This is a genomic window from Fenollaria massiliensis (assembly GCF_023347705.1).
In the GTDB taxonomy this organism is placed as follows: domain Bacteria; phylum Bacillota; class Clostridia; order Tissierellales; family Peptoniphilaceae; genus Fenollaria; species Fenollaria massiliensis.
The window spans coordinates 203,075-222,681 of record NZ_CP096649.1 but is presented as its reverse complement, the minus strand read 5'-3'; the positions used below and the strand labels follow the sequence as shown (position 1 = coordinate 222,681).

19 protein-coding genes are annotated in these 19,607 nt (G+C 35.2%); 2 read left to right on the top strand and 17 right to left on the bottom strand.

Translation table 11 applies throughout. The features are described from left to right. Both M1R53_RS01000 and M1R53_RS00995 read left to right on the top strand, forming a co-directional pair. Nucleotides 1–1,746 (top strand): NADH-dependent [FeFe] hydrogenase, group A6, encoded by a 1,746-nt coding sequence (locus M1R53_RS01000; protein WP_249242775.1) that lies wholly within the window; start codon nucleotides 1–3, stop codon nucleotides 1,744–1,746. Nucleotides 1,747–1,874: 128 nt separating this feature from the next. Further along, nucleotides 1,875–2,615, top strand: coding sequence for a hypothetical protein (locus M1R53_RS00995; RefSeq protein ID WP_249242774.1), 741 nt, complete (start codon nucleotides 1,875–1,877; stop codon nucleotides 2,613–2,615). 55 nt (nucleotides 2,616–2,670) lie between these two features. Here the strand turns inward: M1R53_RS00995 and M1R53_RS00990 are convergent, their stop codons facing one another. The 17 genes from M1R53_RS00990 to M1R53_RS00910 form a co-directional block, all read right to left on the bottom strand. Then, on the bottom strand, nucleotides 2,671–3,039 hold the full coding sequence (locus M1R53_RS00990; protein WP_249242773.1) for a hypothetical protein: 369 nt from the start codon (nucleotides 3,037–3,039) through the stop codon (nucleotides 2,671–2,673). A gap of 109 nt (nucleotides 3,040–3,148) precedes the next feature. Next, nucleotides 3,149–4,036 (bottom strand): stalk domain-containing protein, encoded by an 888-nt coding sequence (locus M1R53_RS00985; RefSeq protein ID WP_249242772.1) that lies wholly within the window; start codon nucleotides 4,034–4,036, stop codon nucleotides 3,149–3,151. A 180-nt stretch (nucleotides 4,037–4,216) separates the two neighbouring features. Then, nucleotides 4,217–5,155: a stalk domain-containing protein gene (locus M1R53_RS00980; protein ID WP_249242771.1), complete on the bottom strand. Its 939-nt coding sequence runs from the start codon at nucleotides 5,153–5,155 to the stop codon at nucleotides 4,217–4,219. A gap of 668 nt (nucleotides 5,156–5,823) precedes the next feature. Next, entirely contained in the window at nucleotides 5,824–6,048 is a 225-nt protein-coding gene (gene rpsR, locus M1R53_RS00975; RefSeq protein ID WP_019214270.1) for a 30S ribosomal protein S18, read from the bottom strand. Between the two features lie 17 nt (nucleotides 6,049–6,065). Further along, nucleotides 6,066–6,521, bottom strand: coding sequence for a single-stranded DNA-binding protein (locus tag M1R53_RS00970; protein ID WP_019214269.1), 456 nt, complete (start codon nucleotides 6,519–6,521; stop codon nucleotides 6,066–6,068). An 11-nt stretch (nucleotides 6,522–6,532) separates the two neighbouring features. After that, nucleotides 6,533–6,823 carry a 30S ribosomal protein S6 gene (gene rpsF, locus M1R53_RS00965; protein WP_019214268.1) on the bottom strand — a complete coding sequence of 97 codons (291 nt, stop codon included), beginning with the start codon at nucleotides 6,821–6,823 and terminating at the stop codon, nucleotides 6,533–6,535. A 105-nt stretch (nucleotides 6,824–6,928) separates the two neighbouring features. Further along, nucleotides 6,929–8,104 (bottom strand): carboxylate--amine ligase, encoded by a 1,176-nt coding sequence (locus M1R53_RS00960; protein WP_249242770.1) that lies wholly within the window; start codon nucleotides 8,102–8,104, stop codon nucleotides 6,929–6,931. A gap of 90 nt (nucleotides 8,105–8,194) precedes the next feature. Continuing rightward, on the bottom strand, nucleotides 8,195–8,704 hold the full coding sequence (gene nrdG, locus M1R53_RS00955; RefSeq protein ID WP_249242769.1) for an anaerobic ribonucleoside-triphosphate reductase activating protein: 510 nt from the start codon (nucleotides 8,702–8,704) through the stop codon (nucleotides 8,195–8,197). After that, nucleotides 8,704–10,824, bottom strand: coding sequence for an anaerobic ribonucleoside-triphosphate reductase (gene nrdD, locus M1R53_RS00950; RefSeq protein ID WP_249242768.1), 2,121 nt, complete (start codon nucleotides 10,822–10,824; stop codon nucleotides 8,704–8,706). The genes nrdG and nrdD overlap by 1 nt, the downstream gene beginning before the upstream one ends. A gap of 108 nt (nucleotides 10,825–10,932) precedes the next feature. Beyond that, nucleotides 10,933–12,636, bottom strand: a complete 1,704-nt coding sequence (locus M1R53_RS00945) for a hypothetical protein (RefSeq protein WP_249242767.1) — start codon at nucleotides 12,634–12,636, stop codon at nucleotides 10,933–10,935. Nucleotides 12,637–12,739: 103 nt separating this feature from the next. After that, complete coding sequence (locus M1R53_RS00940; RefSeq protein ID WP_249242766.1) at nucleotides 12,740–13,990, bottom strand: PDDEXK-like family protein; 1,251 nt, start codon at nucleotides 13,988–13,990, stop codon at nucleotides 12,740–12,742. Nucleotides 13,991–14,004: 14 nt separating this feature from the next. Then, entirely contained in the window at nucleotides 14,005–14,976 is a 972-nt protein-coding gene (locus tag M1R53_RS00935; protein WP_249242765.1) for a helix-turn-helix transcriptional regulator, read from the bottom strand. Nucleotides 14,977–15,032: 56 nt separating this feature from the next. Further along, nucleotides 15,033–15,557 carry an ImmA/IrrE family metallo-endopeptidase gene (locus M1R53_RS00930; protein WP_249242764.1) on the bottom strand — a complete coding sequence of 175 codons (525 nt, stop codon included), beginning with the start codon at nucleotides 15,555–15,557 and terminating at the stop codon, nucleotides 15,033–15,035. Between the two features lie 351 nt (nucleotides 15,558–15,908). Then, entirely contained in the window at nucleotides 15,909–16,898 is a 990-nt protein-coding gene (locus tag M1R53_RS00925) for an LCP family protein (RefSeq protein WP_249242763.1), read from the bottom strand. A gap of 141 nt (nucleotides 16,899–17,039) precedes the next feature. Continuing rightward, nucleotides 17,040–17,564 carry an NADPH-dependent FMN reductase gene (locus tag M1R53_RS00920; protein ID WP_249242762.1) on the bottom strand — a complete coding sequence of 175 codons (525 nt, stop codon included), beginning with the start codon at nucleotides 17,562–17,564 and terminating at the stop codon, nucleotides 17,040–17,042. Between the two features lie 36 nt (nucleotides 17,565–17,600). Continuing rightward, complete coding sequence (locus tag M1R53_RS00915; RefSeq protein ID WP_249242761.1) at nucleotides 17,601–18,890, bottom strand: bifunctional folylpolyglutamate synthase/dihydrofolate synthase; 1,290 nt, start codon at nucleotides 18,888–18,890, stop codon at nucleotides 17,601–17,603. Beyond that, nucleotides 18,887–19,558, bottom strand: a complete 672-nt coding sequence (locus tag M1R53_RS00910; protein WP_249242760.1) for a response regulator transcription factor — start codon at nucleotides 19,556–19,558, stop codon at nucleotides 18,887–18,889. Before M1R53_RS00910 ends, M1R53_RS00915 begins: the two co-directional genes overlap by 4 nt. Nucleotides 19,559–19,607 lie beyond the last annotated feature (49 nt).

Below are 19,607 nucleotides of genomic sequence, written 5' to 3'. Positions count from 1 at the left end.
ATGGCTAAGATAACAAACTTAAAAATTAACGGCGTTGATGTCACTGTTGAAGGCAGAACTTCAATACTTGACGCTGCTAAAACCATTGGCGTAAGGATACCTACACTTTGTCATATGGAATTACATGATATAAAATTTGTAAATAAACTTGCTTCATGCAGGGTTTGTATGGTAGAAGACGCAAAAAGCGGCAAACTTCTTCCAGCGTGTGCAACACCTGTTAAAGAAGGCATGGATATAAAAACCGAATCACCTCTTGCTATAAATGCGAGAAGGACTATTGTTGAGCTGCTTTTATCGGACCATCCAAACAGCTGCTTAACTTGTGATAAAAACTTAAACTGCCAACTTCAAAAATTGGCACAAGACCTTGGTATTAGAGAGATACCTTACCAAGGCGAAAGAAGACATATACCTGTAGATGACAGAAGCTTATCTATGGTTAGAGAACCGGAAAAGTGCATACTTTGCAGAAGATGCGAGACAATGTGTAACGAAGTACAAACAGTTGGTGCACTTGCTGAGATTGGCCGTGGTTTTGACTGCCACGTTGGATCAACATTTAACAGAAGTATGTTCGAAACAACATGTACATTCTGTGGACAATGCGTTACAGTCTGCCCTACAGGCGCACTTCATGGTATGAGCTACACAAGAAAAGTATGGAAGGCACTTGCCGATCCGAAGAAATACGTTGTTGTTCAAACAGCTCCAGCAGTTAGAGTTGCCCTAGGCGAAATATTTGGTATGCAGCCGGGCACTATAGTTACTGGTAAGATGGTTAGTGCACTTAAAAAATTAGGCTTTGATCAAGTCTTCGATACAAACTTTGCAGCCGACCTAACTATAGTTGAAGAAGCACATGAGTTCGTAGAAAGACTTACAAAGGGAGGCAAAATGCCTATACTTACAAGCTGCTGCCCTGGTTGGGTAAACTTCATGGAACAACAGTTCTCAGATATGATTGATATACCATCATCATGCAAGAGCCCTCACGAAATGTTTGGAGCCATAGCAAAAACTTATCTTGCTCAAAAACTTGGCATAGATCCTAAGGATATGGTAGTCGTATCAGTAATGCCATGCCTTGCTAAAAAATACGAATCAGCAAGAGACGAGCTTAAGAGCAAGGGCCACAGCGACGTTGATATAGTTATCACAACTAACGAGCTTGGCGCGATGATCAAAGAAGCAGGACTAAGCTTTAAAGACTTGGCTGACGAAGAATTCGACGATCCAATGGGCGAATCAACAGGCGCAGGCGCAATCTTTGGCGCTACAGGCGGCGTTATCGAGGCAACATGCAGAACAGCTTATGAAACTATAACAGGAAAAGAGCTTAAAGAGATTGAATTTACTGCACTTAGAGGCCTTAACGGCATCAAAGAAGCAACAGTTGATATAGATGGAAGAGAAATCAGAATCGCCGTTGCCAATGGCCTTGGTAATACAAGAAAACTACTAAACATGGTTAAGTCGGGCGAAAAAGAATATGATGCGATAGAAGTTATGGCTTGTCCAGGCGGATGTATAGGCGGAGGCGGTCAACCGCTTCATAACGGCGACATCTCAATACTTAAGAAGAGAGCCAAAGCCATCTACAATATAGACGAAAACAAAAAAATTAGAAAATCACACGCCAATCCAAAAATCATACAACTTTATAAAGAATACCTTGGCGAAGTTGGCGGCGAATTGGCACACGAGCTACTACACACACATTACGAAGCCGATCCAAAGATGTAATTTAATATAAAGATATGCCCTCTTTGCCACGTGGTGAAGAGGGTTTTCACTATACAAAATTATTGTAAAACAAAGAAAAATATGCTAGAATTGATATATAAAAATATCTATGAAAAGGAGTAGACCTTATGATGAAAAAAACAATGATAGCTCTTCTAATTAGCCTTACATTTCTCTTAAGCCTAACAGCATGTTCATCAGAACAAGAAACTACACTTGAAGATAAGAATCTTACAGAGAGTGCAAACGATAAATCAAGCGAAGATAATGAAGAAAGCAAAGATGATGAAGAAAGCGAAGACAATGAAGAAAGTAAAGATGCTGAAGAAAACGCATTAGCTCAAGAAGATGAGAATCTTGAAAAAGTAAAGCAAGTATACACAAGTGTTTTGGACAATATGAGCCCAGAGAAGTTTAATCCAGCCACAAAAGATGACGGATTTAATTGCACTTACACATATTCACTTGTAAAGCTAAACAATTTAGACTACCCACTACTTTTAGTTTATCAAGACTATGACTATGGTATGTCAGACATCAAGTTTTATTATCCAAACAAAGACTTTACAAAAGAGCTAAGCTCAGATGAGATTGTGCCAATAGGAGTAGCTAGAGCAGGCGGCTTTAGAGGCGACATCGGCCTAAGCGAAAGTAAAGATACATTATCCTACTTTTGTGTGTCCTCAGGTACCGGTGATAGCAGCATTGACGATATAAGCTTCGAACTAGAAGATGAGAACTTAAACGTTCAAATAAAATCAGTCTGGGAAGGCAGCTTCGACGATATGCCACAGTCAAGCTCAAGCCCGATAGACTTAAGCGATATTTCAGATAGAATAGCCATAGATAATATATCCACAAGTAATTAGAAAAAAATTAATACAGCTACATGATATGATATGTAGCTGCATTTTTATGCGCAAATTAGAAAAATGCTTTTATTAAATTTATTGGTGAGCTAATTACACGCTCAAAGTAGTAAGATGCAACGCCTATCCAATCCAAACCGTGTGTAACAGCTATAAGACATAAGAAGTATGGTGCATTTATTACTACAGGCAAGATAATGTTTATCCATGTAAGAGTATTTTTCGGGATAAATATTAGTCCCACTAACGCAAATAATAAGCTTAGTAGCACAGCATTAAGGATGATACTGCCCGTCTTTTCATCAGCACCCATAAGCTTAAAAACTATATACGCTAGCAAAACCAAAGCATATATGCCTAGTACGGTGTAATTATATATCCTAGTTACTTTGCTTTTTAACTTTGTTTTATTAAGGTCCGTCATTATAACACCCCACCTAATAAACTTACTTATATTATAATACTAAAAAATCATTTTTGCAAATTGTGTAGACGTGAAAAAAGCTCCAAATTAATGGAGCTTATTTTAATCTTTATCCTACGATAAAAATACCCATATACAAATCCGGATCATTCACATCCATTTCCTTAATTAAACTTTCTGCTGAATATATTTGGAAGTAGATTTTGCCATCTGTTCTGTCATATAAAACATCGTAAGGTCCTATTGTGTATCTGTAAAACTTAGAAACTTCGCCGATGTAGATCATTCTATTGATATCTTTTTCGATTAACTTTATGTCATCGTCAAACCTATTTGGTTCGTCCTTAACTTTTTCCTTCAAAGTCTTTGCAAAATTCTTTAGACCTTCAAGACATTTCTCCTTAACTAGCTTCATCGCGTCATCCGAGCTTAGATTGTCCTTATACTCGTGCTTTTCATCGATGATGACATTTCTAAGGCTTCTTTCAATAGTCTTATCTTGAGTTATAGCCATATTAGTGTCGTAGAATTCTTTGAAGTCATCGCCAAGCCTTTCAGTCACTAGAGCACTTTCAGCAAGATTCTTTTCTACAAAATCGCAAGTCACATAAGTAGTATCCTTGATAAGCTTAGCCATTTCATTTTTAGTAGTAGCAATATCAATGCTCTTATCAGCTTTTTTAAGCGTAACCTTTTTCTCAGCGCCGTTCCAGCCAAGTTCGTAGCCAAGCTTTTCAGCAATAAGCCTTAAAGGTAGCATGGCCTTGCCGTCCTCCATAATTACCTCAGCTTCAGGAATTACTTCACCGTTTATAAATAAAACAGTGCCATTCTTAACAGGATAAGTTTTGTCAGCTAGACTTATGGTTGCATCTTCTGGTCCTACATCAGTTGCAAACCCTACTATCTCCCCTTCAAGAAGCTTCGCCATAGAAATGTTCACAGACATTGACAAAACTAGCACAAATACTAAAAGAAATGATAAAAACTTTTTCATAATAAACCTCCTTTTATCACTTTTTATTACTTTACTTATATATATTATATACCCACGCAAGCAAAATTAAATGGATTTTCGTGATTTTTAACAAATTTGTAATAAAGCATTAAAAAGCTCTCACCTAAGTGAAAGCCTTTAATAAATTCTATATTCAAAATTTCTTTTAGCACAAAAACACTAGCCAGCTACAAATATCGCCGTATACAAATCTGGATCATTCACATCCATTTCCTTAATAATTGTACCTGATGAAGGTATCTCAAAATAAATCTTGCCATCTGTTCTGTCATAATAAATATCATAAACACCTATAGTGTATTTGTAAAATTTTGAAATTTCTCCCAAATAAATCATTCTATCTATTTCCCTTTTAATGTCTTTAAAAACTCCATCAAAACGTTCTTGAATTTCCTTAGATTTTTCAATGCGTTCTCTCATGCTCTTTTCAAAGTTCTTAAGGCCTTCTGTGCACTTCTTTTGTACAAGCTTCATAGTTTCTTCTCCAGTAGATTTATCCAAATACTCATGCTTTTCGTCAATAAAGATATTTCTCATAGAAGTAACTATAGTTTTTTCAGGTGATAATGGCATTTGAGTCTCGTAATACTTAGGATATAAACCCTCCATCTCCTTAGTATCAACAACTTCAAGTCCCATAGCATTATCTATAAAGCTTAGTGGAATATATGTTGTATTATTTATAACCTTAACTAATTTGTCCATCTTATAGTCTTTATCAGCAACACGAGCAGTATTTTTACCTATAAAAAGCTCAATATTAGAATTATCTTTAGATAATATAACTTTTCTCTCATTAGCCTTCCAATCAATCTTGTAGCCAAGTTTCTCAGAAAGTGCCCTTATAGGAATAAGAGGCATATCATCTTCAAGAAGAATCTCTACCTTTGGAAGAAGCTCACCGTTAACAAATAGTATAGTTGCGTTTTTAATTGGATATTCTTTCTTACCTATCCTTACGCTATAATCTTTAGGCTCCACATCAAGAGGAAATTCAATTTCCTTAGCGCCAGTCTCATCAAACTTAGCCATGGAAATGTTCATAGACATTGACAAAACTAGCACAAATACTAGAACAAATGATAAAAACTTTTTCATAATAAACCTCCTTTTATCACTTTTTATTACTTTACTTATATATATTATATACCCACGCAAGTGTAAATAAATGGTTTTTCTTAATATTTAACAAATTTGTAATAAAGCGTTAAAAAAGCTCTCACTAAAGTGAAAGCCTTTAATAATTTCTTTATTTTGCAAAAGCACACAAAAAATTTCACCTGATTTTTTAGATTAAAGAAGAACCTCGCCTGTAAACAGCCGAGAACCTTTGCGCTACGATGGATTTGCGTTTCCCATCAAAAAAAGCTTCCAAATAAATGAAAGCTTTTAATAATTTATTTATTTCGCTATACCGCAATTTTGCAAAGAAAAGAAGAACCCCACCCTTCCACGATGCTTCGCATCGGGCGGGTACCCGGGAACCTTGGTGCTTCGCACTACGATGGATTTGCGTGCACATCAAAAAAGCTCTCACCAAAGTGAAAGCCTTTAATAATATTTATTCAATAAATACCAAAAATTTCTTTATTTTGCTATACCGTGATTTCGTAAGCACAAAAATTTCGCCTGATTTTTTAGATTAAATCGATGGATTAGGCGATGTGCAGAAATTTTCAAGCGATCCCGTACTCAAGGTACGTGGAGCGAAGAAAATTTCGAACGAGCCTAAGCCGCGATTTAGGCAAAAAAGCACAGAAATTTTTTTAGTCTTGAGTATATGGTAGTAAAGCCACTTGTCTTGCTCTTTTAATAGCTGTTGTGATTTCTCTTTGGTGTTTAGCGCAAGTGCCTGTTATTCTTCTTGGTAAGATTTTACCTTTTTCTGTGATGTATTTTCTTAGTTTTGCTACATCTTTATAATCTATGTGTTCATTCTTTTCTTGGCAGAAAGCACATACTTTTTTTCTAGGTCTGAATCTTCTTTGCATTATATTCCCTCCTTTAATTAAAATGGAATATCCCTATTGCTTCCAGGAGCAAAGCCTTCGTCAACGTTTGAAAAATCTTCGTCGCTACTGAAGTAATCTTCGTGTGATTGGTTTGGAGATTGTGAGGTAATGTTTCTTCTTTCTAGAAATTCTACTGATGAAGCTATGACTTCTGTTACATATCTTTTTGTACCGTCTTTAGCTTCGTATGTTCTAGATTGAATCCTACCTGTTACTCCAACCATGTTGCCCTTTGAAACATAATTACTGATATTCTCTGCAGTTCTACCCCAAGCTACGATGGAAATAAAGTCTGCTGTTGGCATGTTCTTTGCTTCCATTTCTTCTCTTTTTTCTCTTGATAAACCCTTATCAACAGCTATAGTAAATGTGATAACTGCTTGATTTGTGTTAGGTGTGTATCTTAGCTCAGGATCTCTTGTTAATCTTCCGATTAAACTACATACGTTCATCTCTTCACCTCTTATTTATCTTCGTCTGTTACTATCATGTGACGTAGTAAAACGTCAGTGATTCTTGCAATTCTTGTAAGTTCTAGAATTACAGCTTCTTCTGCTTCAAAGTTCATTAAGAAGTAGTAGCCTTCAGTTTTAAATTTGATTTGGTATGCTAATTTTCTTAGGCCCCAATCATCAGTGTTAGTTACTTTACCTTCTTGTGCTTCGATAACTGATTTTATCCTATCAAGGAATTTATTTCTAGCTTCCTCACTTGTTTCAGGATAAAAAACATACATTGCTTCATATTTTTTCATCTTTCCACCTCCTTTTGGACTTATGGCTCTTTAATAAATAAAGAGCAAGGTTACCTTGTTAGTATATAATAATTTTCCCCATTTGTCAAGAATTTTTTATAAAGATTATTTATATAAATCATCCGCTTGACGTTTAAGCGCATTTCTGACCCTCTCTACCCTTTCAGGCGCAGCATCCCTCTCATTTACTATATGAATGGCAGTGTTCTCAAGCCTTTCTTTTTTATCGAATTCGTTTAATAGTTCTTTATCAAGATGCTCCCTGCAAATATCTTTGTCAATGGCTGTGAGCATGAAGGCTCTTTTTGTCCTTTCGCTCACCGATTTACCTAGTATCATGTCGTCAATGGCAATTTTCATTAAATTTACTCCGCCAAGTGTAGCGTAATAAAAAGTTCTGCCTTGCCTAATATTCATCTCAAGCGTATAAATTTTGCCTGTTTTTGAATCTTTTTTGAAATCAAAATTAAATAGTCCCTTGTAATCAAGGCTGGAAACAATTTTTTCCGCTGTATTAAACATCTCTTCATCGAAATGATCAACTTGAACCAAATGATTACCGACCCACATCGGCCTCATATCAGAGAGTAAATTTCTTGCTAAGACCATTGATACCTTGCCATCGTGCGCTCTATAGCCATTAAGCGAGTACTCAGTTCCTTGACCGCCATGAATATAGTCTTGAACTATGATGGAGCCTGTGTAATTACTCTTGTAAATCTCTTCAAGTATAGCTAGCGTCTCGTCTTTCTTCATCGCATGATAGCCTTTTTGTATATTGGTAGCGTTTGACTCAATGAAGTCGTTGTATTCATCAGCTTTTAAAAATGCTTCGCCTTCGATATTAACGCTTTGATAATTATTTTTATTCGCTATAAAAGTTTTTGGATAGGCAACGCCAATATTTTCAAGAATTTTATAAAATTCAGACTTTAGTATGAGTTTTTCAGCCTCTTTTGGATCTGGATATGGTATATGCGCCTTGAAATCGAATTTATCCTCGTTCCTTACAAGTAAATCGACATAGTGCTCAGTTGGTGCGAAGAAGATAAAGTCCTCTTCTTCTCTTTCTTTTGCAATTTTATTTAATGTATTTACAAAAACATCATCATCGCTTGAAAAATCCTTAACTATGTGTATATCGGTGATGGTGCTTGCAACGAAAGGCACAAGCAGAGCCGCTCCGACAACTATTGGCTTTTCATTATATGCTTCAAAAAAACTTCTTGCAACTGAGTATGAATTGTGATCAGTTCCAAGAATTATAGCGTTATATTTCATAAATTTACCTCCAAATCTAATTATATATTTAGTCTACACCATAGACCTCGCTTTGTCAACGCTTTGGCATAAAAAAAGAAGACTGAATAATCAATCTTCTTTCATATATTTATCCATGAGTAAAATTTCATCTTCTTCAAGTGTCCTCTTCATATCGATAATTCTTTGATTAGAGGAGCCTCTGAACTTTAGCTTCAAATCTTTTAGGTCTTCGACGAAGCGTCCGTCCACCAAAACATCTATATTCTTCAAGACGTCCATAGCGCCGTCCTTTTCTAAAAGCTCTTCAAAAGTGTAGCCGGAGTAAATCCAAATATCTTTTTCGCAATTTGCTCTAACTTTTGAGATGAATTCCTTAAGACCCTCAAGGTTATCGAAGGGCTCGCCGCCTAAAACCGATAAACCACTGATATTTGCATCACTTAAGCAGTCCATGACCTCATCGAAGGCTTTTTCATCAAAAACTTTTCCGAAATGAAAGTTTTGATACTCTTTATTGAAACAGTTCTTGCAATTTAAAGTACAACCCGTCAAGAATATAGTCGTTCTAACGCCTGGACCGTTCGCTATGTCGTACTTCCTAATTTGCGCGTAATTCATTATATGTGAAGTACCCTTTGCTTTATCTCCTTAGTTTTGCCTTCATTCCAGAAGTTTTCGCCAAGGTAGCCGCATGTCCTTCTTGTTACATTCATCTTAGCTTGGTCCTTGTTGTGACATTGTGGGCATTCCCATTCGTTATGATCATTGATTATGATTTCGCCGTCATAACCGCAAACGTGGCAATAGTCTGATTTTGTATTGAATTCTGCATATTGAATATTGTCATAGATATAGTTAACTATAGTTTCAAGCGCTTCTAAGTTATGACCCATGTTAGGTATTTCAGCGTAACTGATACATCCACCCTTTGAAAGTGTTTGGAACTGAGCCTCAAACTTAAATTTATCAAATACAGATATATTTTCTCTAACATCAACGTGGAAGGAGTTTGTGTAGTAGCCCTTGTCAGTTACATTTTTAATTTCTCCAAATCTTTCAAGGTCCTTCTTAGCAAATCTATAGCAAAGACTTTCAGCAGGAGTGCCATAAAGCGCATAACCAAGGCCATCTTCCTTCTTCCAAGAATTTAATTTTTCATTCATAGTTCTCATAACTTTTAGAGCAAAATCAGTTGCGTGCTCGTCAGTATGAGTAGTGTGGCGAACTAAATAAGTCGCTTCATATAGACCTATATATCCTAAAGTTACAGTCGCATAACCATTCTCAAGAAGTGGTCTGATTGGCTCGTGCTCTTCAAGTCTTGCGATAGCGCCGTGTCTCCAGTGAATTGGAGATGAATCGCTTGTAACATTCTTTAATATATCGTATCTAAGTAGACAAGCCTTTCTGCAAAGGTCAAGCCTCTTGTCAAGAATTTCAAAAAATTTATCTTCGTCGCCGCCGCTAACTATAGCTATTTGCGGTAAATTTAGAGAAACAACACCCATGTTGAATCTGCCGTCAAATTTGTAATTGCCGTCCTTATCCTTCCATGGCGATAAAAACGCTCTGCAGCCCATAGGCGCAAAAACATTGCCTTCATAATTTTCTCTCATCTTTTTAGCAGAGATGTAGTCAGGATACATCCTCTTAGCAGTACATTTTATAGCAGTTTGAGTTAAATAATAGTACTTTGAGTCCTTGTGAATATTATTTTCATCAAGTACATATACAAGCTTTGGAAAAGCTGGTGTTACATAAACACCGCATTCGTTCTTGATGCCTTGAATTCTTTGCTTTAAAATCTCTTCGATAATCATCGCAAGCTCATCAGCATATTCGAAATCATCTTCCATGTGCATGAAAAGAGTAACGAAAGGCGCTTGACCGTTGGATGTCATAAGAGTATTTATTTGATATTGTATAGTTTGTATGCCGCTTTCAAGATCCCTTTGAGTAAGTTTTCTTGCTAGTTCATCTTGCTTTGCCTCATCATCAAACATTTCCTTAGCAAGCTTCAAATTCTTCTCGTAGCTGCGTCTTAAGTACTTCGCAAGGCATTTTATGTCAATGGATTGGCCACCATATTGGTTTGATGCGATTTGAGCAATGATTTGTGTCATAACATTGCAGGCAACTTGGAAAGATCTTGGGCTTTCAATCAATTTACCATTAACAACAGTGCCGTTGTCAAGCATGTCCTTCATATTAACAAGGCAGCAGTTAAACATTGGTTGAATGATGTAGTCCATATCATGCAAATGTATGGAGCCTTCATCGTGCGCTTGAAGAAGGTCATCATCAATCATAAGTCTTCTAGCAATGTCCTTAGATACTTCGCCAGCAATCAAATCCCTTTGAGTAGATGCGATGTGAGCATTTTTATTAGAGTTTTCCTTCATTAAGTCACTGTTTTTTCTATCAAGAAGACCGATAATGCTCTCGTCAGTAGTGTTAATCTTTCTTTTAAAAGCTTGAACAGCCTTGTAATTTTCATAACTTCTAGCAGTAGCCGGATTTTTGTTCTCGATAAGCTTGTAGTAAACCTTGTCTTCGATATCATAAATCGAAAGAGGTCTCTCAGCCACAACAGCTTCCCTTTTAATTTCATCAGCTATCTTTTCAGCAAGACCTTCTTCATATACCCCAGTTGAAGAATTCATCGCTTTTTTAATAGCTGCAACAATCTTAGATTCGTCAAATGGCACTTTTTCGCCGCTTCTCTTGAATATATACATCTTATACCTCCACAATATTTTGATTGCTTCTCCCGTTCGCAAATATTATTATACTACATATAGTGGCGATTGGCAATAGTAAATTTGGATTAAATTATTAAGATTTCTTCATAATTTTTCTTGTAGTGAAGTATTTTTTATTATCAATAATTTTTTTAGATATGGAACAAGATTTTCAAAAAGATATTTTGATGTTTTTCTTCGCCACTGAGGGTGCCTGTACTTAATTATTAGCTTGTCATTGTGCCAATAATAAAATAGATCATCGTTATTTTCTACATTTTCAAAGTCGCTTGATTTTTTATCAAGAATTTCTTCTATAAATATATCGCCAGTACCACAGCAAATAATTATCTCTGGGTCTATGGCCTTAAGCTCGTCAAGGATATAAGCTTTATCATCTCGAGCGAAACTACTAATAATTTTATTGTTAGAACTTGCTGAGCCTGGTGTCTTTTTTAGATTTATGGCAGCTATTGGCGCTAAATATTTTATCCTATCGTCTTTGTTTATGCTAGATACATCATCAAATTCTTTATTAAAAACGAGACCCGCCGTCCAGCGAGAAATATTGTTCCAAGTCGCTCCACAGCAGCCTTCACGAACAAATTTTGCAAGATCAAAGCCAGTTCTAGAATTAGTTTCCTTTAAAATATAGCAAATTTTATAATTTGACATAATATAATCAAGTCCACTAACTATGCCATCTTCGCAAAATTCATCATATTTCTTTCTATGTTTTTCAAAAACTTTGTTTTGCTCTTTAATTTTATTTTCTGCATCAATCTTAGAGAATTTGTATTTAGTAATCATATCAGATATGGCAATGTAGCTTTCACTAAGATATCTTATGGCGTCAATAAATTTTTTCATATCATCATCTTCAATATTTATATCTAATTCATTATGAAGACTAAGTTTGTAAGTAATATCGTAGGCTGCTTTACTGTCATATCCATGGTTTATAAAATAATTATATAAATCTTCTCTTGATGCAGGAAATTTTCTTAAGTCAAAATCATAAGAAAGTAATTTATTGTAATCAATATTTGAATTTGCTCTAAGGGCAAAATATAGAGCATCTTCAAAAGTACTAGGTTTACTTATAATTTTATTTAAGCCAATGACTGAACACTTTTTATATCCAAATTCATTAATTGTATCAAAGTACTTCATCTTATGAAAAGGCCCTTTAAGAAAATTCATAAAATCTTCTAGGTCTATAGCTTTGAATAAATTTTTTTCACTCGCTATCTCATAGTCTTCTCTAAAAAACAACTCAAAATGTTCAAACAAATAAGATTTACTTGGCTTTTCTATATTAAGTGCAGACTTTTTATAATCAATATAATTAGAATTTTTTTCAATAATATCAAAATTTTTATTCAAATAATTTAAAACAAGCTCCTTATTTTTTGTATAAATATACATAGGTGTCTTTATGGGCCTAGATAAAACATAATCTTCATCTACATAGTAGCCGTCCCTTATGTATCCTTCTCTTTTTTCAAGGTCAGGTGCATATAAAACATTTTTATCAAAGATCACTTCTTTACTTTTCTCATCATAATAATGAGCAGGAAGAGGATTGAAAATCATTAAATCAAGTAAATAAAATGACAAGAAAGGTGCATACGTGATTAGAATGTTATCAATATTAATAATATTTTTTAGCTCAATAATTTTTTCTAATTCGTTCAAAAATCCGCTCTCTTCAAAATATTTTATCTCTTTTTCTAGTCTTTTATAAACATATTCACAGTTTGGATACTTCTCATTAGCCGCATCATAAATCATTTTCTTAATATCCATAGTAAACCTCCTTTGTTCTTATATATATATTATACAAAAGATGCCGTACAAATATATGTACAGCAAAAAGACTTCTAGATAAACTTGAAGACTTCGTCTTTTTCTAATTTTTTTCTAATTCATTAACTAGCTTTAAAAGTTCATCAATTTGCTCTATGCATGAAGATATAAGTGCATCTAATTTTTCATCGTACATAATGGTTTCAGCAAAGTCTTTGTCTATATCATATAAATCAAATCTATTTCCTTTTAAATCTTTAACATGCTTATAAGATAACCACGAATCGTGAGATGTAAGTATAAAATTGTTTTGTTTAAAAATATCAAGCATATTACTGTATTCTAAAGTATTTTCAATATGCGATTCAACATTTCTAATCCCAAAAATTAAATTTCTTTCAATTTCAACCTTTAAATATAAATCTCCTAAATTTTTAAAGTTCCCTAAATTATATATTAAACCAAAATATCTACTTTTCTTTTTTATTAAATTAAGAGAATACCATTTATTTGATGTCCCTATTTCTTTTGTTTTGTCAACCTTACTCATATCCAAACCATATTCTCTTGACAAATGCTCTTCAAGTCTAGCTTCTAGTCTCTTCCAAAACTTATCTTGTAGCTCAATCCTTGCCTCAGTTAAGCCAGGTCCTATACTTTTTACAAAATCATAATTATCAGCATTTTTAAGTATATAATCTTTTATTTCCATAGTATAATCTATATCCTTTCCACAAATTTTTTCAAGAAGTTCCTCATATTGAACCAAAGCCTCTCTAAGCTTAGCTTCCTTCGCCGATATGCTTATAGCTTCGCCTATCCAATTCAAAATATTTTCACTGTAAGATATGTTTATGACCTTACTCAAATTAGAGCAGCTTTCACTGCTTGGGTCGTGTCCATCCAAAGTTAAATAATAAAGATACTTTTCCTTTCCTTTGTTAATCGCGTCTAAATAATCTAAATACCGATCGAGCTGCTTATTTTGGTCGCCAGCATAAATTTTATTTTCAATCGCAATGCTATAAAGCTCATCATTTGCTTTGAACTCGATATAAAGGTCTAGCCTGCCATCAGCTCCTGCTTTTTCTCTTTCAATCTTTACGCTTGATTTATCAATATCCACTAAGTCTAGTCCAATATTTTTTAAAAAACTAAGCAAAAACTCATATCCATATTTCTTTTCATTTAATATAGTATAAATAAATTTAGAGTGTAAATTCATCTCATCATATGGATTAGCTATAGTTTGGAATATGTTGAAATCACTTTTGCTATCGTCCAAAATTTTGTGCCTATCATAAATTAGTTTAAGATTGTATAAAATATCTTTTCGCTCATCAATTATACTCATTTAATCAACTCCCTTTAATTATCTTTATACAAATTTGCTTTTATGCTATCAATAATATTCTCTCTAAGCTCCTTTGGCTCAAGAACTTCAACATAAGGCAAAAACTGCAGTGCCCAATACTCAATTCCATTACTTGGTGCCCTAAAATCTGCGATGAAATATTTTTCACTTTCATCTCTAATATTGATATCAAGGCCAAACTCATCAATGACATAGCCAAGTACACCCTTGTCGCAGCGCATAACAATCCTCTCAGCCTCACCAATAAAGGCATAAGTCGCTTTTTTGATGAGCCTGTCAAGCTCATAGTCTTTTATTTTAAGTTTCGTATCAGCCAAAATTTCTATGCCATCAATGAAATCCATCCTAAATAAAACGACATCCTCGTGTCCCTCGGCACTCGCCGCCAAATAATACTTTTGGTTCATCGCAAGCATCTCGTGTGGACTCACTATATAAGGCTTATCGCGCCTTGGATGCAATTTCTTGTCAAGACCATATTCAAGATAAGTAAATTTAATTTTTTTAGCTTTGTCAATAGCCTCGTTAATTAATTCTACATTTAGAAAAACTTCCTTGTTCGTAGACTTCATATCAGATGAGCGCTCGATCTTGTTAATATAACGGCTCATACTTCTTTTATAAATGGACTGCGTTTCAAGAAACTTCTTGATTATATCCTTGCTTTGAGCCTCACTAATGTATGAAAGAGAGAAAATAGCGTCAATCAATAGTCTTGCCTCACTCTCTTCAAGTTCCCTCGTCTCTAAGTAGTAGCCGCTCCTGTTGTCAAGATAAGTCGATATATATATACCAAAATCCTGAAGATCATTTATTGCGCTAGATATAGTTCTTCTGTCAAGGCTTTGTCCATAAATTTTTTCAATTTTCTTTGCTATGTCTGAATTTGACAAGATGTGGTCCTCGTCAGAGTAATCATATAAAATTTTTAATACGTATAATGCATTTAATCTTGAGTTTGCCATAACGTGCCTCCTTATGCTTATATTATATCACAAACGCTGTACAAATATTTGCATAATTAAAAGTTTTCTCGTTCATATACATACAATTGATACTTAGCCATCGACCTAGTCACATCGCATTTCTCAGAAACTTCCCTTGGATTTAAGCCGTCCACTAAATGTTTTGGAACTAAAAGCTCTCCAGCAAAAGCATTTGCTTGCCACTCAGAATCTTCGTATGGCTTTATTATTGCTGTGCTATTTGCATGTCTTGGAAATTTTATTGGCTCTTCACCGTGACCCATAATAAAGTGACCAAGCTCATGAGCACAAGTTGAGCGTGCAAATCCATCGCCGCTTTCAGCATCTAGATATATGTCCTCTCTTATTCTTAATATTTTTTCACTCGGAATATACTCTCCAAAGGCTTGTGGCATCTTGCTTATGGATACGAGCTCAAGATTAAAACAGCCCTCTCGCGCTAGATCCTCTAAAATTAAAACTATGGGTAAATAAATTTCGTCTTGTAAATTGAATGCTTTTCTTAAATTGTTCGCGAGCCATCTTATCCTTTTTCTTGATAAGGGTCTTGTTAAACACATAAAATCACCTAAATAAATTATATAAAAGACTAAGTGCAATTTTTTGTATAGCATAAAAAAAGAAGGCAGACAGCCTTCTTTTATAAAATTATTTAATTAGTTTGATTAAGATCTTTTTTGTTTACTGATCATTTTCGCCATACCAATTGAAGAACTTAGGACTATACGTCCTAAAACCTTTACGCTATGCAAAGTTAATCGATTTGATCCAAACCATCTTTATTCACAAATTCTTGAAATAAATCGATGCATGGAGCGAAGTTTAGTGAGCGCACGTCCGAGGTGTACATAGAAGTACTCCGCAGGACGTAAGCGAGCGTTACGAGCGCCAGGCGCGATTTAGACAAGAATTTATTTGAAGCGGTAATCTCCAAACCACGGATACACCTTCTCATCAATCTCTTTCTTAGGTATTGTCAAGGCGCTCATTCCGCGTAAATTAGTGCTTGTACCCATAAGTGAAGCGGTCTCCATATTATCTGAGTGAACTCTACCTATACCAACTTGCAAGATGGATGTAGCGATTGTGCCTCCCGGGATATTTGTCTTAACGTTTTTATTGATTGTGTTCCAAATTGAACCTATCTTTAATATATTTTCAGGTCTTAGGACTTTTTTAGCAAGTGCCTTCATAAACTCTTGTTGTGTTTTTTGTCTGCCATAGTCTTGGTTTGGATAGCCTTTTCTAAATCTTAGTAGACCAACGACGTTATCTTTGGTAATTGTTTGCATACCTTTTTTAATATTGATGTGTAGTTCATTTCCTTTTGTTGTGTCATGGTATTTCATGTCAACTGGCACATCGAATTCAACTCCGCCAACGATACCAACTAGCTCCTCTACTGCCTTATAGTCAACTCTTACGTAGTAGCGCACATCAAGCTTAAGCCAGTCTCTAACTGTTTTAAGTGTTAACGCTGGTCCGCCATACGAGTGAGCGTGTGTTAATTTATCATCTTTACCTCTAATTTTTACTATACTATCACGAGGAAGGCTTAGCATCCTGATTGTGCCGTCGTCGAAGTTTACTTTGCAAAGCATCATTGTGTCTGATCTTTGTCCTCTCATCTCTTTTTGACCGGCATCTCTTTTGTCTATACCCATAAGTAAGAAGCAAAGCTCGTTGCCGTGCTCTTCTTTAAGTACTTTCTGATCGTCTGGGAATATTGGGTTTAGCTCCTCTTCTGTTTCTTTGTTCTCTTCAGACGTTTCATCTACTTCGTTTTCTTCTATATTATCATCTTTTAATTCTCCGTTATCGATCTTGGTTTGCGCCTTGTAAAATACAAAGCTAAAGGCCAAGAAAGCAACTATGAAAGATATTATAAATTTCTTTTTCATAATCAAACTCCTTTTACTTCTCATATTATAATACATGGGAAGAGATTTTTCAATAGGCTTTGCAAATTTGTTAAAATTTTGTTAATTCTTTAATTTTTCCATAAAAATAGAGCCGCATAAACGGCTCATGATGATATAAATTTATTTTGCTATAAATTTTTTAAATTTATCTGCGAAATTTTTGATTCTTTCTTTATTTTCTTGAATAAATTTTCCTTCTACATCGGCAAATGGTACAGCTATGAAATTACTTGCATCGATATTTGCTCTTAGTTGGTGAAGTATTGCTATGAGTTCTTTTTGTGCAAGTCTTGTTCCGTCAAGCCCCATTGTGACTCCAACTATGGCAAAATTTTTGCCGCCGATAAGGTATTTTCCTTCTTCGTTTGGTCTTGATAGCCAGTCAATCATGTTCTTGACTGTACCTGGAATTGAGTAGTTATACTCAGGTGAAGCGATGATAATGCCTTCTGCTTCTCTGATATTTTCTCTAATCTCCTTAATCCAGTCTTCTTCAGGTTTTTCAAGATCCCCATTAAACATTTTAAAATCGTTTGGATAATATTCTACGATATCGTAATCATCAAATTCTTTTTCTATTTCTTTTGCTAATAGTTTATTCAGTGAGCCCTCTCTTTGTGAGCCTATTAAAAATACTAATTTCATTTCATCACTCCTTCTTAAACTATATACCCAAAAATCTTAATTATAATGCTTAAGTCCCAAAATCAAGTCTCTGAATACGCTCGCAAGATAGAGTGAACCTGCTACAACTATGAGTGCATCCTCTGTATATAGCTCAAGTGCTTTCTTGTAGGCCTCTTTGTTATCCTTAATAAAGTATATGCCGTCCTTGTCCCCGATGGCCTCCTCAAGTTTTTCGAACTCAAAATCTCTGCCCTTGAAAACAAGGCTAGTCACGATAAATTCTGCGTTTAGTCCCTCAAAAGTCTCGAAAACTTTTCTATAATCTTTATCTTTCAAAAACGATGTAATCATGATTACTTTTTTATTAAGTCCAAGCAAATATTTCTTAAGCTCTGCAGCGCTCGCCTCGTTGTGTGCACCATCGATGATGATGTATGGGTCTTTCTTAACAGTCTCTATGCGGCATGGCCACTTAACTTCGCTAAGTCCTTTTTTTATGGCCTCATCACTTATATCGAGTCTAAATCTATCATTAAGATCTTTTGCCACCCATACTGCCATGGCTGCGTTTTTTGCTTGAAATTCGCCAGCTAGGCTTACGCTATAGTCCTCGCCATCATATGAAAATTCAGTCTCTGTGCCAGTTTTTCCTATGCGCAGGGATTTATCATCCAAAACTTTTACCTTGGCGTCAACTTTTTTTGCTTCGTCCTTAATGACATCAATAACATTGTCCCCTTGAGGGTAGACGTAAACCGTGTCAAATGGCATAATGATGCCGGCTTTATTGAAGGCAATCTCTTCTAAAGTGTTGCCAAGTACATTTTGATGGTCATAATCTATCTTCATAATGACATCAGCTGATTTTTGTAAAAAACAATTAGTCGAGTCATAAAGACCACCAACACCCACCTCGAAGATGGCGAAATCTACGCCTTCATCAGCAAAGTACATAAGGGCGATGAGTGTAACTATTTCAAAATAAATGCAATTTATCTCAAGCTCATTAATTTTATCAACTATGGTTTTTAAATAATGATAAAATTTTTCTGGCGGAATAAAATCGCCATTGATACGGATTCTGTCGTTCATACCTTCAATCGAAGGTCCAACGAAAATGCCTGTCTTAAGATTTGCCTCTCTTAAAATATTGTCAAGTATTATACAAAATGAACCCTTGCCAACAGTTCCTGCAACATGAATCACATTTAACTTACTTAGGTCAACGCCAAAAATTTCTATGAGCCTCTTCATGTTCTCATTGCTAGTCATATCGCGCTTGTGTTTAGTCGCGCCATAAAGCCCATCAAGTATCTCGCTTGATTTTTCAAAATAATTTATCATTTCAATATATAACCTATGGACCAAACAGTTTTGATGTATTTATGGTCCGGGTCAATCTCCTTTAGCTTATTTCTGAGGTTTGATATGTGTACGTTGATGGTGTTGTCTGAGTAGATATCGTCCTCCCAAACTGAACTATAAAGATTTTCCTTGGTGAAAACTTTTTTCGGATTTTCAATTAAAAGTCTTAATAGCTTATACTCCATGCGAGTTAAATTAAGAGGCACTTCTTTAAAACTAATAACGTTGTTATCGTTATCAAGATAAAAGTCCTCGAAGTGCACAGCCTTCTCGCCAAGCCTATTGTAAGCGTTTGAACGTCTTAGCTGAGCTCTAACACGGCTGATAAGCTCGTCAGTGTCGAATGGCTTCGTGATGAAGTCATCGCAGCCGAGGTCAAGGCAGCCAAGTTTAGTCGCCTTGTCAATCTTTGCCGATAAAACTATGATTGGCATCTTCATGTTCATGGATCTCGCGTAATTAATCACGTCCTCACCCATTAATTTAGGCATCATAAGGTCAAGAAGCATTAAATCCACCTCGTTATTCTTTAGGTAGTCAACCGCTTCAGCACCGTCAAATACTTGTTTCGTCTCAAAACCGCGCTCACTTAAGAGCTCCTTAATTAAATTGTTTATGTCTTTATCGTCTTCAACTATTAATATCATAAGAACACCTCATCTTAATTATATAATGAAATCGGGATAATAGCAAGAA